The sequence below is a fragment of the Kitasatospora sp. NPDC058063 genome (assembly GCF_042885395.1).
Lineage (GTDB): Bacteria > Actinomycetota > Actinomycetes > Streptomycetales > Streptomycetaceae > Kitasatospora > Kitasatospora lactacystinica.
This window is the reverse complement of the sequence record NZ_JBHVSD010000003.1, coordinates 86,801-100,757: the sequence shown is the minus strand read 5'-3', so window position 1 is coordinate 100,757 and position 13,957 is coordinate 86,801. Positions and strand designations below refer to the sequence as shown.

The following is a 13,957-nucleotide window of genomic DNA, read 5'->3' as shown; positions in this document are numbered from 1 at the left end:
TCAGGCCGCGGCGAGCTCCCGCAGGTCGATGCCGCGGTGCAGCGCGCGCAGATCCTCGTGCAGCGTGGACGGCGGAACGGCGAGCACCCCGCAGCGGGCCCGGTTCACACAGCGCCGGGCGATCGAGCGGCGCGTCAGCCCGCGCAGCCTGACCCGCAGGCCGCCCTGCTCGCCGGTGCTGACCACCAGCAGGTCTCCCGGGCGGTCGGCCAGCCCGGTCAGCACCGTCGCGACCTCGCCGCGCACGACCAGCGGCTGCACCGGCACCCCGATCGGCAGTCCGCCGAAGGCCTGCTCCAGCGCGCTCTCCATCCGCGCCTCGGCGAGTTCCTGCCAGGCGCGCAGCAGTGGCGGGCAGGGCCGGGCGTGGTAGTTGCGCTCACCGCCGACCGGCGTCCAGGCGAGCACCGGCACCAGGACGGCCCCCCGAGCCCGGGCCTCCTCGGCCGCCCGGTGCAGGGCGGTCAGGCTGTGCAGTGAACCGCTGACTCCGACGATGACGCGGGCGCCGTCCGACATGATCCTTCACTTTCCGATGCCAAAACTCTTCAATGTCTGCGATTAGATTGCCACATCCTCTTTTGGCCTGCAAATCGAAGGCATTCACTGAATATCACCTTGCATCGCCCGGCATATCCATGCCCTGGCCACCACTCGGACGGACCTCCTGGAGCAACCCCCAGGTGAAGTCGGCCTCCCACGGGCACAGCCGTCCATCGGCATCCGGGATCGCGAAGTCCAGCCGGAACCTGGTCGGCGCACTGCCCTCGCGCGGCACCGCGGACGGGAACGCGGCCCCGACGTCACCCACCACGCAGCTCCACGGCACGAGATCGGCCGGCGTGCGCAGCACGGGCACCGGGGAGCCCGCCGCCCGCACCAGCCACTCGTTCAGCAGCGGCCCACCGATCTCCGCCGGGCCGAGCAGGATCTCGAAGCGCAACTCGGGCCAGAGCGGCAGCACCCACTGGCGCGCCACGCAGTCGAGATCCCCGATCCGACGCGGCACACTCGCCCCGGCCGGCCCGAGCACGGCCGCGTACCGGGCCGCACCGCGCGGGAAGCCGGGCGCGCGGACCATCGCCTGCCAGCGCTTGTTGGCCTCCCGCATCGAGGCCCGGGTGGCGCCGAGCCGCCGCACCGCCCCCTCCACCAGCCCGGGCTGGAAATCGGCCATCCGGCGCAGCAGCACCAGCTGGAACTCGGTGACCCCGAAGCCGTTGATCGCCATGTCGGAAGCCTAGACGGGAGCGGGCAACCGGCCGCTCGACCGGCCGGCGGCCGCCCCGGTACCGTCGCCGGCGCCCGGGGCGGCGGTGCGCCCCGCGCCCGGTCAGGAGATCTGGACGGTGACCTTCCAGTTGATGACCCACGGCGGGCAGATCGAGCCGCGGTCCGGCACGCAGCGGCCGATCGCGGTGATGGCGCCCGTCCCGGCGGCTGTCACCGAGAAGGTCCCGCGGGAGTCGCCGTTGGCCTCGGCACTGCCCGCCGTCTGCGAGAGCAGGGCGGGCGTCGAGGTACCCAGGGCGTACCAGTACCAGGTCACCGGGTAGTCGCGCGCCACGAGGATCTCCACCTGCACGGTGTCCCCCACGTGCGCCTGGACGGTCGACCCGCCGTCCGCACCGGAGATGGTGACGGTGGCGGGCGCGGGGTCGGGGGCCGCGGCGGGCACGGACGCGGCGGGTGCGGCGGGTGCGACGGTCGCGGCGCTCAGCGTCAGGGCGAGGGCGGCGGCGGGCACGGCAAGCAGTCTCAGGGCGTTCACGGCACTCCCGGTACTCGGAGGATCGGCGCTCGGAGCCTCCCGTCTACCGGTCGCCCGTACCGCCTGACAACGGTCTCCGGCCACCGCCGGACGAAGCTGCGTCGATCGGACGCCCCCACCGACCGTCGATCGCCGTAGCGGCCCTCCTCCGCCGCCCGGGGACACGCCCTGGCCCCGCGGGCCCGGCACATGTGACCGGTCGAGGCGGTCGTCACCCAGGGCGCCCTGCGACCTGCGCGGAGCTCGGCGTCGGCTCGCACGGGGAGCCGGCGGCGCCGGCCCGACGGCGTTGGTCCGAAAAAAATCGATTGCGGGGGAGCGCGGCCCGGATCACGATGTGCGGCATGTACCTGTGCTGACGACTGCCACGTAGCAACTCACCCTCACGCGATCGACCTCTGCGCCGGGCCACCGGCCGCGCGCCGAGTCGATGACACGCGCGCTCACGCGATCGACCGCCCTTGGCGCTCGGCCATGCCGCCATGCGGCCATGCGGCCATGTCCCGAGGCGATGACACGCGCTGTCGCGAGTTGCCACGGAGAGACACGACCTGTCGCGCGATCGACCTCGGGATGCCCGCCATGCGGCCATCCGCCCCGAGGCGATGACACGCGCCCTCATGAGCACTCGTCAGATCCCAGGAGCCCCCGGCCGATCCAGCCGATCCGGCCTGCGCGCGTTCCTGCTGAACCAGGAAACAGACCACCATGCATACCGAACGCAAGGCCCGCTGGGCCGTGCGCCAGTCCGCGCTGCCCACCGTCGTCCGCAGCTGCCCGGACTGCTCCAGCACGCGGCACCGGCCCTCGGGCAAGATCCGTATCAACGCCAACGGCAAGCTCCTCGACGTCTGGCTGCTGCTCAGCTGCGCGGGCTGCGACCGGACCTCGAAGGTGCCCGTCCACGAGCGCGTCCACACGTCGTCGCTGGAACCCGCCCGCAGGGAGGCGTACGAGAACAACGACCTCGCCGTGGTGCGGGAACTGACGATGAGTGCGTCGCTCGCCGCCAAGAACGGCTACAGCCTCGACTGGAGCGGCACCTGGGAGCTGGAGGCACGCACGCCGCTCCACGCGATCGACGATCCGACCCCGCTGACGGTGCTGGTGAGCTTCGAGCTGCCGGTCCCGGTCCGGGTCGAACGCCTGCTCATGTCCGGCCTCGGCCTCAGCCGCAGCCGGGTCCGCCGGATGGTCGCGGACGGCCGCATCCACCTGCCGCTCGCCCCGGACGCCAAGACGCGCCGCGACTTCGAGCTGACGGTCCACACTCCGGCGGCGACCCTGGCTCGGCTCGCGGCTCCGGTCGCGGCGTCGCGGCGGGAGGCGGTGCGGCGGGAGGCGGTGCGCGAACTCGGCGCCGCCGACGCCGTCGAGGCGCCGCTGCGCCTGTCGCACGCGGTGTCCGGGGCGTAGGACGACGGCTCGGTACGGGGCGGTACCCGCGCGCGGCTCACGGACTCGCCGTTCGTGAGCCGCGCGGCGGGCTCCCGCGTGATGGGTCCAGCCTCCTCCGACGACGCAGTCCGGGGTGTCGCAACGGTGGCTGCCGGCCACCGATCCCGACGGCCGCACCGTGATCGCCTCCGGCGCCGCCACGGCCTACGATCCGCCGACCCTGTTGGACCTGGACCTCGACCCGCACGGGCGGGTCCGGTTCGACCTGACCGACGAGGGCGGCGGCACGGTCCGAAGCCCTCCAGTTATTCGAGCACATGTTCGAATCAAGGCGTACGCTGGCCCCATGCACGGCACCGTCCACCTCCAGCCCTCGCTGTTCGACGACGCGGACCGCGGCGGCCTCCGCCTCGGCCCGCTCACCGGCCTGCGGCGGCAGCCGCTCGGCGACGGCGCCTGGCTGGACCTGCTCCCGGGCTGGCTGCACGGAGCCGACGAGCTGTTCGAACAACTGGCCGCCGACGTGCCGTGGCGGGCCGAGCGCCGCGAGATGTACGAACGGACGGTCGACGTCCCGCGCCTGCTGGCCTCCTACCCGGCGCAGGCCGAACCGCCGCACCCGGTGCTCGGCCTGGCCCGGACGGCGCTGAGCCGGCACTACGCCCAGGAGCTGGGCGAGCCGTTCCGCACCCTCGGCCTGTGCTACTACCGGGACGGCCGGGACAGCGTGGCCTGGCACGGCGACCGGATCGGGCGCGCCGCCCGCGAGGACACCATGGTGGCGATCCTCTCCGTCGGCGAGCCGCGCACCCTGGCGCTGCGGCCCCGGTCCGGCGGCGGGCCCGTCGTCCGCCACCCGCTCGGGCACGGGGACCTGGTCGTGATGGGCGGCTCCTGCCAGCGCACCTGGGAGCACGCGATCCCCAAGACTGCCCGCCCGGTGGGCCCGCGGATCAGCATCCAGTTCCGGCCGCACGGAGTGTCCTGATCCCCCGCTTGCCGCGCACCCGCCGGGCGCGGAGGCTGGCGGGTGGGGCCGGTGGCGACGAACGCCGAACGGCGAAGGCCGGACACCGGGCCCGCCAGGAGGGTCGCATGCCGAAACCGGGCAACTACCGTGCCGGGGTGCCGTGCTGGGTCGTTCTCGCCACGCCGGACACCGCACGGGCCGAGGCCTTCTACGGCGCGCTGTTCGACTGGGAGTTCGTTCCGACCGGCCCCGCCGAGGCGGTGGCCACCCGGTACGGCGCCCAGGTCGCGGCCGTCGAACGGGCCCGGCCGACCGACCCGCCCGCCACCTGGACCACCTTCCTCGCCTGCCCCGATCCGTCGCGCACCCTCGCCACGGTCCGGGGCGCCGGCGGCCGCCTCGCCCGTGAGCCGTACGAGGTGCCCGAGCAGGGCCGCGCCGCGCTCGCCGTCGACCCGCTCGGCGCCCGCTTCGGACTCTGGCAGGCCGGCACCATCGACGGCGCCGGCCTGGTCGACGAGCCGGGCGCGCTCGCCTGGAACGAGCACCTCTCCCCCGACCCCGACGCCGCCCGGGCCTTCTACCACCGGGTCCTCGGCTACGGCTACGACCGGCCGCGGGAGGGATACACCCTCGCCCGGGTGGCCGGCCTGCCCGCCTGCAGCATCGGCCCCGCCGGCCCGGGCGCGGAGGCGCGCTGGCTGGTCCACTTCGCGACCGGGGACACCGACCGCACGGCCGACCGGCTGCGCGCCCTCGGCGGCACGGTCGTCACCGGTCCGGCGCCGGCACCGTTCGGCCGCACCGCACTGGTCCGGGACGACGCCGGCGCGGAGTTCGTGCTGGTCGCCGTCCCGACCCGGGACTCCGCGGCGGCGGCCTGAGCCCGCCCCGGCCGAACCGGCCACCGATCCACCCGTCCGCGCACCCGAACACGGGCCCGGAGCGCCGCCTCCCGTTCGTCAAGTTGCCTTCCTGGCAAGACCGTTCGGCGCACCCACCGGTGTCCGAGGACGACCGACCCGCCGAACCCGCTGTCCGTTGCGACCGCTACCGTGCTGCCATGAGTTCCTTCCTGCGCGCGTACCTGGTCGACCCCGCGGAGCTCCGTGTCCGCGTCGGCAGCGGCAACGACGGGGCGCTCGACGAGGCCCTCGCATACTTCGGCCCGTCCCTGGACAGGTCCGACGAGCACTTCGCCGGCGAGATCGCGCTGGGCGCGCCGACCGCCCTGGAGGCGCTGCGCGCCGTGGTGCACGGCGGCCCCTTCTCCGCGGACGCGGACCATGCCTTCCAGTACGGCTACGCGTACCGGCGGCTGTGCTGGCTCGTCGGGCAGCCGCTGGAGGTCGACTCCTTCGGACCGTTCCGGGGCAACTGGCTGGAGGTGGTCGACGACGGCCTGAGGGCGTACGGGATCACGGCCGTCTCGCTCGCGGACTTCCAGTACGGCGGCGGCCTTCCGGCCGAACTGCCCTCCTGCGACGTGCCGTCCTGCAGCACCTGGCCGGCCGAGGACTGCCGCAGGGCACTGGAGCAGTTCGAACGGGCCGAGCGCGAGGGCCGCACCCCGGCGCCGGAGCGCGAGGTGGCCGAGGCCGTCGCGGAGGTCGTCGGCTGGCTCCGGCTCGCGCAGCGCCGGAAGGGTGCCGACGTCGTCGGCTTCGTCTCCTGAACTGCCGGACCTCCTCGGCCGCTCGGCCTTCTGCCCCTCCCCTCCCCTCCCGGGCCCGGACGGCCGAGGGAGTCCCGCCGACGACGGGACTCCCGGGTGCGCGGCCTCGGCGGACGTCAGTCCTTCACCGCGCCGGCCAGTCCGGAGACCAGCTTGCGCTGCACCGCGATGAAGAAGATCAGCACCGGCACGGTCATCAGCGTGGACGCCGCCATGATGCCGCCCCAGTCGTTCTCGTCCGGCTTGAAGAAGACCAGCAGCGCCGAGGGCAGCGTCTGGTTCTGGGTGGCGCTGATGATGAAGGTCTTGGCGAAGACGAAGTCGTTCCACGCCGCGATGAAGGAGAACACACTGGTCGCGGCGAGTCCCGGCGCCACCAGCGGCAGCAGGATCCGCCACAGGATGCGGGTCCGGCCGGCCCCGTCGATCTGCGCCGCCTCCTCGATCGAGACCGGGACGGCCGCGACGAAGCCGCGCATCATCCAGATCCCGAACGGCAGCGAGAACGCCAGTTGCACCAGGACCAGCGAGGCCAGGGTGTTCAGCCCCACGCCCGGGGCGAACCGCCCGGCGTCGCGGAACATGAAGAACAGCGGGATGGTCAGCGCCTCGACCGGGATCATCTGGGCGATCAGGAACATCACCATGATGGTGGTGCGGAACTTGAAGCGGAACCTGGTCACGGCCACCGCCGCCAGGAAGACCACGATCGCCGACAGCACCACCACCGACAGCGCGACCACCAGGCTGTTCACGAAGTAGCGGCCGAATCCGTCGACGCTGAGCACCTGCCGGAAGCTCTCCAGCGTGGGGTGGGCGGTCCACGGCCTGGGGTCGAGGGACTGGATCTCGCCCTTGGGCTTGAAGGCCGAGAGCACCATCCAGAAGATCGGGAACGCGGTGACCACGGCCAGCACGATCGCACCGGTGTTGGCGACCAGCCGCCAGCGGCCGCGGGCGTTCCGACCGCGGGGGTTCCGGCCGCGGGCGTTGCCGACCGGCTTCACGGCGGCCGGCTTCACAGCGGCCGGGGAGGAGTTCGCCGGGCTCACAGTTCGTTCCCCGTCCGTCGCAGCGTGCGGATGTACAGGACCGTCGGGATCACCAGGATCAGCAGCATGATCACGCCGATCGCCGCGCCCAGCCCGTACTGCGAGGAGGCGAACGCCTTCTGGTACGCGTACACGTTGAGCACCAGGTTCTGGCCGGCGATGCCGCCGCCCTCGGTCATCACGTAGATCTGGGTGAATACCTTGAAGTCCCAGATCACCGACTGGATGACCACGATGGTCAGGATCGGCCGCAGCATCGGCGCGGTGATCCGGCGGAAGGTCGTCCAGGTGTTGGCGCCGTCCAGGGCGGCCGCCTCCATGATCTCCTCCGGGATCGCCCGGATGCCCGCGTAGAGGGTGACCATCACGAACGGGTAGGAGTGCCACACCACCACGGCGCCGACGATCAGGAACGCTGTCCACTTGTCGTAGAACCAGTTGAACTCGTGGAAGCCGGAGAGCCCGAGCCCCTCCAGGGTGTGGTTGACCAGACCGAGGTTGGTGTCGAACAGGAAGCTCCACACCGTCGAACCGGTCATCGCGGGCGCCGCCCAGGCGGCCATCGCGGCGGTGGTCAGCACCAGCCGCGGCCACCGGCCGACCTTGGTGAGCAGCACCGCGAGAGTGGCACCGACGGCCAGGGTGGCGACCACGCAGAACGCGGCGAAGCCGATGGTCTGGAACAGCACCGTCCAGAACTGCTCGTCCTCCAGGATCTTCGTGTAGTTGCCGAAGCCGACGAAGGAGGTCGGGACGCCGCCGGAGGCCTGGGCCTGCCCGAAGTCGAGGACGGACAGCAGGCCCAGCTGGTAGATCGGGTAGGCGACCAGCGGGATCAGGATGACCGCGGCCGGCAGGAGCAGCAGCAGCGGGGGCCGCCGGCGCCGGCCGCCCGGGGGTGCGGCCGGCGCCTTTCCCCCACGGCGCCTCTGCGGGGAAGGCGGCGCCGGGGCGGTCGAGGTGGATACGGACACGTGCGGGACCTGCTCTCTGAGACGAACCGGGAGGGGGGCCGTCCGTGCGCGGCCGGTGGCCGACGGTGCGGTGCCGGCGGTGCGGTGCCGGCGGCTCGGGGCCGGCGGCTCGGGGCCGGCGACGGTGCGCCGCCGGCGGCCGGCCGTCAGTGCGCGGCGAAGGCCGAGGAGATCTGCGCGGCGGCGTCGGCCGAGGCCTTGGCCACGTCGGCCTTGCCGGTGACGACCTGCTGGAGCATCGTCGGGATCACCGACTGGGCGTCGATCTGCGCCCACGCCTGGTCGAGCGGGACGAACCTGGTGCCGGCCGCGATGGTGTCGGTGAAGGGCTTCAGGAACGCGTCCTTCGCCGCCACCTTGCCGCTGACGGACTTGAGCGTCGGCAGGTTGCCCATCGCGTCGTACATCTGCTCCTGGTACGCGGGGCTCGCCAGCAGCTCGGCGAACTCGACGGCCAGCGTGCGGTGCTTGGCCGCCTTCATCACGCCCAGGTTGTTGCCGCCGGCGAAGGCCGGGGCGATCGAGCCGGGCTTCTCGCCGGGCAGCGGCACCACGCCGTACTTGCCCTTGACCGCGCCCGCGTCCACCTTGCTGCGGTTGGAGTTGAGCAGCACCGCCATCGCCGACTTGCCGGCCGCGAACAGGTCCACGGTCTTGCCACCGGTCAGGTCCGCACACTGCTGGGCGGGGCAGCCGTCCGCGCCGAACAGGTCGGTGTAGCGCTTGATCCCGGCCTGCGAGGCGGGCGAGGCGATCGCCGCCTTGAACGCGGCGCCGTCCTTGGCGGCGATATCGCCGCCCGCGTCCCAGACGAAGGGCAGCGCGGCGAAGGTGTACTTGCCGCCGACGGCGATGCCGAAGGTGTCCGGGTGGGCGGCGTGGATCTTCTGGTTGGCCGCGACCAGCTCGGCGTACGAGGTCGGCGGGGTGAGGCCGGCCTCGGTGAACAGGTCGGTGCGGTAGTACAGCGCGCGCACGCCGACCCACCAGGGCAGGCCGTAGGTCTTGCCGTCCACCACGGCGGTCTTGGCGATCGCCGGGTCGAGGTCGCCCTTGTCCTGCCACTTGTCCAGGTCGGCGGTGATGTCGGCGAGGCCGCCGGCGGCGACGTAGCCGGGCAGGTCGGTGTTGCCGAACTCGACCAGGTCGGGGGCGCTGTTCGGGTCGTTGAAGGCGCCCTTCATCTTGGCGGCGCGGGCCGAGGCGTCGGTGTCGATGTAGCTGACGTTGACGGTGGCGCCCTGGTGGGAGGCCTGGAACTCGGCCACGGCCTTGGAGATCACGGCCTCCTTGGCCGCGTTGCCTGCCTCGTTGTACAGCCAGACCTGCACGGTGCCGGTCCGGTCGTCGGCGGCCTTGTCGCTCGCCGGCGCGGCGGTGCCGGGGGCACAGGCGGTGGCGGCCAGGCAGCCGGCGGCGAGCACGGCGGCTGCGGCGGTCCGTCCGATGAGTCGCATGGTGGAGACCTCCCCTCCCGACAGCTGCCGCTGAGACGTCCGCCGCCGGGGACGGGCACGTCGAAGCAGGCCCTGACCGGGGCCGATGGTGGGTGAAGTGGTGGGGGTACGGCAGGGCGCAGCGCTCGGGTGGGGCGTCGTCGCCTGCTCGATGGCAGGGACGTTAGGCGGGGCCGATCGGCGCCAACAAGAGGGAGTTGGTGAAAGTTTTGCACTGCACAACGTTGTATCGAAGATGCGGCGATCGGGTCGCGAACGGGTACGTTCTGACAACCGCCGCCGACCTGCGGGGGAACACCGGCAGAACGACACCAGGGAACGGACCCATGACGGAGACGGCGCCCAAGAAACCCGCGACCGAACGCAACCAGTCCTCCTCGCTGCGCCGCGCCCTCGCCGTCCTCGGCTACGTCCGCGACCACGGCGACCGGCGCGGCGTCCCGCTCGCCCAGCTCGCCGACGGCCTCGGCCTCAACAAGAGCACCGTGCTGCGACTGGCCGGCCCCCTGCTGGACGAGCACCTCCTCGACCGGGACCGCGAGACCGGCTGGTTCCGGCTCGGCCACGGCTCGCTGCGGCTCGGTCAGGCCTACCTGACCACCCTCGACCTGCGCAGCGTCGCCGCCGAGCACCTGCGCCGGCTCCAGCGCGAGGCCGGCGAGACCGTCCACCTGACCGTCTGGCAGGCCCCCGGGATCGTCTACCTGGACAAGGTCGAGGACGAGACCAACGTCCGGATGGCCTCCCGGGTCGGCAGCCGGGCTCCCGCCTACTGCACAGCCACCGGAAAGGCGATCCTGGCCTGGCTGCCCGAGGAGGCCGTCGCCGAGGTGGTCGCGGCCGGGCTGCGCCCGGTCACCGCCTGGACCATCGCCGACGAGCCCCGGCTCCGCGCCGACCTCGCCCGCATCCGCGCCCGCGGCTACTCGATCGACGACCGCGAGAACGAGCCCGAGGTCCGCTGCGTCGCCGCCCCGATCTTCGACCACACCGGCGAGGTCACCGCGGCCCTCTCCGTCTCCGGCCTCACCTCACGGATGACCGCCGCCCGGGTCCGCGCCCTCGGCCCGGTCGTCGCCCAGGTCGGGCTGCGGATCTCCCGCGAACTCGGCTCCGACCGCCAGCCGTCCTGAACGCCGGACCGCGGCCGGCCCTAGCCGGCCCTCGCCCGGCCGGGGTCCTGCCCCCCCCGGAAACGCGGACAGGGCCCGGCGCCGTTTGCACGGCACCGGACCCTGTCCGATTTCGGAGCGCCAGGCCCGGGTCGCACGGACTCTTCCTACTGAAAGTAGGACGTGCTCTGGTAGCACCACTGACGCCTGAGGAGGAATCGCTCCCTCGCAACGAGAAGTACAGTACCAGCTCCGTGATCATTCAACGAATCGGAGGGAAATCCCGGATGACGAACGCTCGGCTCCGGACGGTTCCGTACACCGCCGGACGACTGACGGACATCCACCTTCCGGACTCCGGCGCCACCGGGCCGGCCCCCGTCGTGCTGCTCTGGCACGGCAACGGCCCGAACGAGCGCGATGTGCTGCGGCCGCTGGCCCAGGAGGCCGCCGGGCTGGGGCTGCTGGTGCTCGTCCCGGACTGGGACGCCACGCAGCCGGACGGCGGCAGTGCCGAACTGCTCGCCTCGCTGGCCCGGGCCCGCCCGATCGCCACCGAGTACGGCGGGGACCCGACGCGCCTCGTCCTGGCCGGCTGGTCGATGGGCGGCCGCGAGGCGATCGCGGTGGCCACCCACCCCGACACCCCCGCCGAACTGCGCCCCGCCGCCGCGGTCGGTATCGCCTCCCACTACTCGACCAGGGCCGTCACCACCGGCGAGGCCCCGCTCGACCACCTGGCGGCCACCCCCTCCCCCGTCCCGCTCCGGCTGGTCCACGGCACGGCGGACGAGATCGTGGACGTCGAGCACACCCGGCAGTTGAGCGCTGCTCTTACACAGCAGATGTCGGCGGTACGGACCCTCGAACTCCCCACCGACCACGCCGGCGTGGTGATGACCGCCTACCGTCCCGAGGCCCGCCGCTGCCTCCCGGCCACCGATGCCGCCACCCTGGCCGCCGGCCGACGGACCGCCGCCGTCCTCGCCGAGGCGGCCGGGCTGTCGTAGGCCCGCCTCGGGCTCCCGCCCGCCGGGCCACGCGGGCCGCTAGCCGTTCCCCGCCGCCGGCTCCCGCAGCCCATGGCCGCGTTCCAGCGCCTCCAGGTCGCGCTGCAGCGGTGGGCGCGGGACGGCCAGGACCGGGCAGGTGGCGTGCCGCACGCAGTAGGCGGTGACCGAGGGGTGCACCAGCCGGGCGAGGCGGCCGCGCTCCCGGCCGGCACCGAGGACGAGCAGGTCCCCGGGCCGGTCGGCGCACCGCACCAGCGTGTGGCCGGTGTCGCCGCGAACGGTCTGGCAGCGCAGGCGGACGCCCGCGTAGCGTCCGGCGAAGGCCTCGTCGAGGGCCTGCCGCAGCCGGGCCACGGCGGCATCGCGGCCGGCCTCGATCACCGGCGGGCACGGGGTCCGGCGGTAGCCGAGTTCGTCGCCGGGCGGGGTCCAGCAGAGCACCGCGAGCACCTCGACGTCCGTGCGGCGGGCCTCGGCCACCGCGTGGTGCAGCGCGGCGAGGCTGCCGAGCGAGCCGCTGATGCCGACCACGATCCGGCCCTCGCCGGTACCACTGTCCGCCATGGCTCCGCCCCTGCCTCTCCGTCCGGCCGCGCGCGGAAGCCCTGGTGCCAAGGTGCCCGGGTGCCCGGGTGCCCGGGTGCCCGGGTGCCCGCGCACTGGACCGGGCCGCCTGGCCCGTGCCGCACCGGACCGCGCCGATTCCACCCCAGCAAAGCGGTCCACGCCCGTACGGCACCGCCCGTTGACGCGGCTCTGACGTGGAGCCCGCCGTTCCGTACGCGTCCCTGATGCCGCGCGGGCGAGGCGCGCTCAGCGCTCCGGCGACTCCGGCCGCTCCGATTGCTCCTGCCGCCCCGGTTGCTTCTGCGACACCGGCTGCTCCGGCGCCCCCGCCTCCCAGAGGTCCGCGAACATCCGGTCCAGGTGCTCCTCCCCGATCGGCGGGACCGGCAGCGGGTGGGCGGCCCGGGCGCGGAAGCCGTCGAGCAGGAGGGCGAGGTAGCGGCGCCAGAGGTCGGGGCGCAGCTCGGTGGCGGCGGGCAGGGCACGGCAGAGCGGGCCGAGGAGGAAGAGCAGGTCCATGGTGACCACGTCTCGGCGCATGGTGCCCTGCTCCTGGGCGCGGGCGATCAGGGCGCCGACGGTGGAGGCGTGCCGGCGGCTGATCTCGATCATTCCGGGGATGGCCGGGATGGCCTGGGTGACCAGGTCGTTGATGCCCCGGTCGGCGGCGACCAGCTCGAAGATCCGCCCGAAGTACCGTTCGAGGCCGCTCCAGGCGTCCTCGGCGGCGAGCGCCTCCTCACCTGCGGCGGCCAGGCCGCCCCCGGCGTCCTCGAACACCTCGGCGATCAGCGCCTCGCGGGTCGGGAAGTGCCGGTAGAGGGTGGCGTTGCCGACGCCGGCCTCCTTGGCGATCTGGTCCAGCGGCACGTCGAGGCCGTGCCGGGAGAACATGTCGCGGGCGGCGGCGAGCAGCTGGTCACGGTTGCGCTGCGCGTCCCGCCGGAGCCGCCCCGGGGGGTTCGCGCTGCTCGGTGGTGCCATGCCCCGACCCTAGCAAGCGCCGGGCTCGCCCACCGGGCACCGCCCACCAGCCCCGCCGAGCCGCTCAACTACCCTGTGGGGTCGATGAGATGGATGGTACGCAGGTGCAGAACGGTGCGCCTGCACGAAGGGGGCGACCAAGCGATGGCCACGGTGACGGAGCTGCGGTACTACCCGGTCAAGGGCTGCGCCGGGGTGACGGCCGCGCAGGCGGAGCTCACCCGGGCCGGGCTGGCCCATGACCGGGAGTTCATGGTGGTGGACGAGGAGGGCGTGTTCCGCTCCCAGCGCCGGGACCCGGTCCTGGCCACCGTCCGCCCGGCGGTGACGCGGGACGGCCGCTCACTGACGCTGACCGCCTCCGGGATGGAGCCGCTGTCGGTGACGGTGGACACCGAGGGCCCGCGCCGCGAGGTGCGGCTGTTCCACCTGCCGTTCCTCGGCATCGATCAGGGCAAGGAGGCCGCCGACTGGCTGTCCGAGGTGCTGGGCTCGCGCGGCCGGCTGGTCCGGGTGCCGCCGGAGCACGACCGGGTGACCACCGGGCTGACCCCGGGGACCTCGGCCTACGCGGACAGTTGCGCCGTGCTCCTGGTGTCGCACTCCTCGCTGGAGCACTTCAACGGGCTGTCCGGCGAGCTCTCCGACACTCGGCCGGTGCCCATGGACCGGTTCCGCGCGAACCTGGTGGTGGACGGCTGGACCGAACCGCACACCGAGGACCTGGCCCGCAGGATCGAGGTGGGCGGGGCCGAACTGGGCTACGCCAAGCTGGCGATCCGCTGCGCCGTGACGACGCTGGACCAGTCCAGCGGCACCAAGACGGGGCCGGAGCCGCTGCGCACCCTGGCCCGGTACCGTCGGGCGACTGCGGGCGGGGTGGCGTTCGGCAGCAAGTTCGCGGTGCTGCGGCCCGGCACGCTGCGGGTGGGGGACGAGCTGACGGTGGGCGCCTGGGGGCCGTTCGAGCTCTGAGCCCGGCGC

15 protein-coding genes are annotated in these 13,957 nt (G+C 73.5%); 7 read left to right on the top strand and 8 right to left on the bottom strand.

From position 1 onward, the window contains the following. The 3 genes from ACFVUY_RS07055 to ACFVUY_RS07045 all read right to left on the bottom strand — a co-directional run bounded on the left by ACFVUY_RS07055 (position 1) and on the right by ACFVUY_RS07045 (position 1,771). A complete protein-coding gene (locus ACFVUY_RS07055; protein ID WP_387727934.1) occupies positions 1–519 on the bottom strand; it encodes a universal stress protein in 519 nt (172 codons plus the stop codon). 94 nt (positions 520–613) lie between these two features. Then, complete coding sequence (locus ACFVUY_RS07050) at positions 614–1,231, bottom strand: hypothetical protein (protein WP_387727932.1); 618 nt, start codon at positions 1,229–1,231, stop codon at positions 614–616. Positions 1,232–1,333: 102 nt separating this feature from the next. Continuing rightward, positions 1,334–1,771 (bottom strand): hypothetical protein, encoded by a 438-nt coding sequence (locus tag ACFVUY_RS07045; protein WP_387727930.1) that lies wholly within the window; start codon positions 1,769–1,771, stop codon positions 1,334–1,336. 708 nt (positions 1,772–2,479) lie between these two features. On the opposite strand from ACFVUY_RS07045, the gene ACFVUY_RS07040 reads away from it, so the two are divergent. From ACFVUY_RS07040 to ACFVUY_RS07025, 4 genes are all read left to right on the top strand, one after another. Then, a complete protein-coding gene (locus ACFVUY_RS07040) occupies positions 2,480–3,187 on the top strand; it encodes a DUF1062 domain-containing protein (RefSeq protein WP_387727928.1) in 708 nt (235 codons plus the stop codon). Positions 3,188–3,515: 328 nt separating this feature from the next. After that, positions 3,516–4,157, top strand: a complete 642-nt coding sequence (locus ACFVUY_RS07035; protein ID WP_387727926.1) for an alpha-ketoglutarate-dependent dioxygenase AlkB — start codon at positions 3,516–3,518, stop codon at positions 4,155–4,157. Positions 4,158–4,264: 107 nt separating this feature from the next. Beyond that, positions 4,265–5,023, top strand: a complete 759-nt coding sequence (locus tag ACFVUY_RS07030) for a VOC family protein (RefSeq protein ID WP_387727924.1) — start codon at positions 4,265–4,267, stop codon at positions 5,021–5,023. 179 nt (positions 5,024–5,202) lie between these two features. Beyond that, the gene (locus tag ACFVUY_RS07025; RefSeq protein ID WP_387727922.1) at positions 5,203–5,814 is read left to right on the top strand and encodes a hypothetical protein; all 612 of its coding nucleotides are present in this window, start codon (positions 5,203–5,205) and stop codon (positions 5,812–5,814) included. A gap of 116 nt (positions 5,815–5,930) precedes the next feature. Here the strand turns inward: ACFVUY_RS07025 and ACFVUY_RS07020 are convergent, their stop codons facing one another. The 3 genes from ACFVUY_RS07020 to ACFVUY_RS07010 form a co-directional block, all read right to left on the bottom strand. After that, complete coding sequence (locus ACFVUY_RS07020) at positions 5,931–6,821, bottom strand: carbohydrate ABC transporter permease (protein ID WP_387728214.1); 891 nt, start codon at positions 6,819–6,821, stop codon at positions 5,931–5,933. A 41-nt stretch (positions 6,822–6,862) separates the two neighbouring features. After that, positions 6,863–7,840, bottom strand: coding sequence for a sugar ABC transporter permease (locus tag ACFVUY_RS07015; RefSeq protein ID WP_359907564.1), 978 nt, complete (start codon positions 7,838–7,840; stop codon positions 6,863–6,865). A 146-nt stretch (positions 7,841–7,986) separates the two neighbouring features. After that, positions 7,987–9,297 (bottom strand): extracellular solute-binding protein, encoded by a 1,311-nt coding sequence (locus tag ACFVUY_RS07010; protein WP_387688161.1) that lies wholly within the window; start codon positions 9,295–9,297, stop codon positions 7,987–7,989. 326 nt (positions 9,298–9,623) lie between these two features. On the opposite strand from ACFVUY_RS07010, the gene ACFVUY_RS07005 reads away from it, so the two are divergent. Continuing rightward, the gene (locus ACFVUY_RS07005; protein ID WP_359907558.1) at positions 9,624–10,430 is read left to right on the top strand and encodes an IclR family transcriptional regulator; all 807 of its coding nucleotides are present in this window, start codon (positions 9,624–9,626) and stop codon (positions 10,428–10,430) included. Between the two features lie 266 nt (positions 10,431–10,696). Further along, positions 10,697–11,419, top strand: a complete 723-nt coding sequence (locus ACFVUY_RS07000; RefSeq protein WP_387727920.1) for an alpha/beta hydrolase family protein — start codon at positions 10,697–10,699, stop codon at positions 11,417–11,419. A gap of 39 nt (positions 11,420–11,458) precedes the next feature. Here ACFVUY_RS07000 and ACFVUY_RS06995 read toward each other — a convergent pair whose 3' ends face one another. Both ACFVUY_RS06995 and ACFVUY_RS06990 read right to left on the bottom strand, forming a co-directional pair. After that, entirely contained in the window at positions 11,459–11,986 is a 528-nt protein-coding gene (locus ACFVUY_RS06995; protein WP_387727918.1) for a universal stress protein, read from the bottom strand. Between the two features lie 249 nt (positions 11,987–12,235). Continuing rightward, positions 12,236–12,973 (bottom strand): TetR/AcrR family transcriptional regulator, encoded by a 738-nt coding sequence (locus ACFVUY_RS06990; protein ID WP_387727916.1) that lies wholly within the window; start codon positions 12,971–12,973, stop codon positions 12,236–12,238. A 144-nt stretch (positions 12,974–13,117) separates the two neighbouring features. Here ACFVUY_RS06990 and ACFVUY_RS06985 point away from each other — a divergent pair, with 144 nt between their 5' ends. Continuing rightward, positions 13,118–13,948: an MOSC domain-containing protein gene (locus ACFVUY_RS06985; protein WP_387727914.1), complete on the top strand. Its 831-nt coding sequence runs from the start codon at positions 13,118–13,120 to the stop codon at positions 13,946–13,948. The last annotated feature ends 9 nt before the right edge of the window (positions 13,949–13,957 follow it).

Excerpts from the sequence above, each read along its gene's own strand:
- ACFVUY_RS07055 (WP_387727934.1), bottom strand. The coding sequence starts at position 519 with ATGTCGGACGGCGCCCGCGTCATCGTCGGAGTCAGCGGTTCACTGCAC.
- ACFVUY_RS06990 (WP_387727916.1), bottom strand. The coding sequence starts at position 12,973 with ATGGCACCACCGAGCAGCGCGAACCCCCCGGGGCGGCTCCGGCGGGAC.
- ACFVUY_RS07010 (WP_387688161.1), bottom strand. The coding sequence starts at position 9,297 with ATGCGACTCATCGGACGGACCGCCGCAGCCGCCGTGCTCGCCGCCGGC.
- ACFVUY_RS07005 (WP_359907558.1), top strand. The coding sequence starts at position 9,624 with ATGACGGAGACGGCGCCCAAGAAACCCGCGACCGAACGCAACCAGTCC.
- ACFVUY_RS07000 (WP_387727920.1), top strand. The coding sequence starts at position 10,697 with ATGACGAACGCTCGGCTCCGGACGGTTCCGTACACCGCCGGACGACTG.
- ACFVUY_RS07040 (WP_387727928.1), top strand. The coding sequence starts at position 2,480 with ATGCATACCGAACGCAAGGCCCGCTGGGCCGTGCGCCAGTCCGCGCTG.
- ACFVUY_RS07050 (WP_387727932.1), bottom strand. The coding sequence starts at position 1,231 with ATGGCGATCAACGGCTTCGGGGTCACCGAGTTCCAGCTGGTGCTGCTG.
- ACFVUY_RS06985 (WP_387727914.1), top strand. The coding sequence starts at position 13,118 with ATGGCCACGGTGACGGAGCTGCGGTACTACCCGGTCAAGGGCTGCGCC.
- ACFVUY_RS07025 (WP_387727922.1), top strand. The coding sequence starts at position 5,203 with ATGAGTTCCTTCCTGCGCGCGTACCTGGTCGACCCCGCGGAGCTCCGT.
- ACFVUY_RS06995 (WP_387727918.1), bottom strand. The coding sequence starts at position 11,986 with ATGGCGGACAGTGGTACCGGCGAGGGCCGGATCGTGGTCGGCATCAGC.
- ACFVUY_RS07035 (WP_387727926.1), top strand. The coding sequence starts at position 3,516 with ATGCACGGCACCGTCCACCTCCAGCCCTCGCTGTTCGACGACGCGGAC.
- ACFVUY_RS07030 (WP_387727924.1), top strand. The coding sequence starts at position 4,265 with ATGCCGAAACCGGGCAACTACCGTGCCGGGGTGCCGTGCTGGGTCGTT.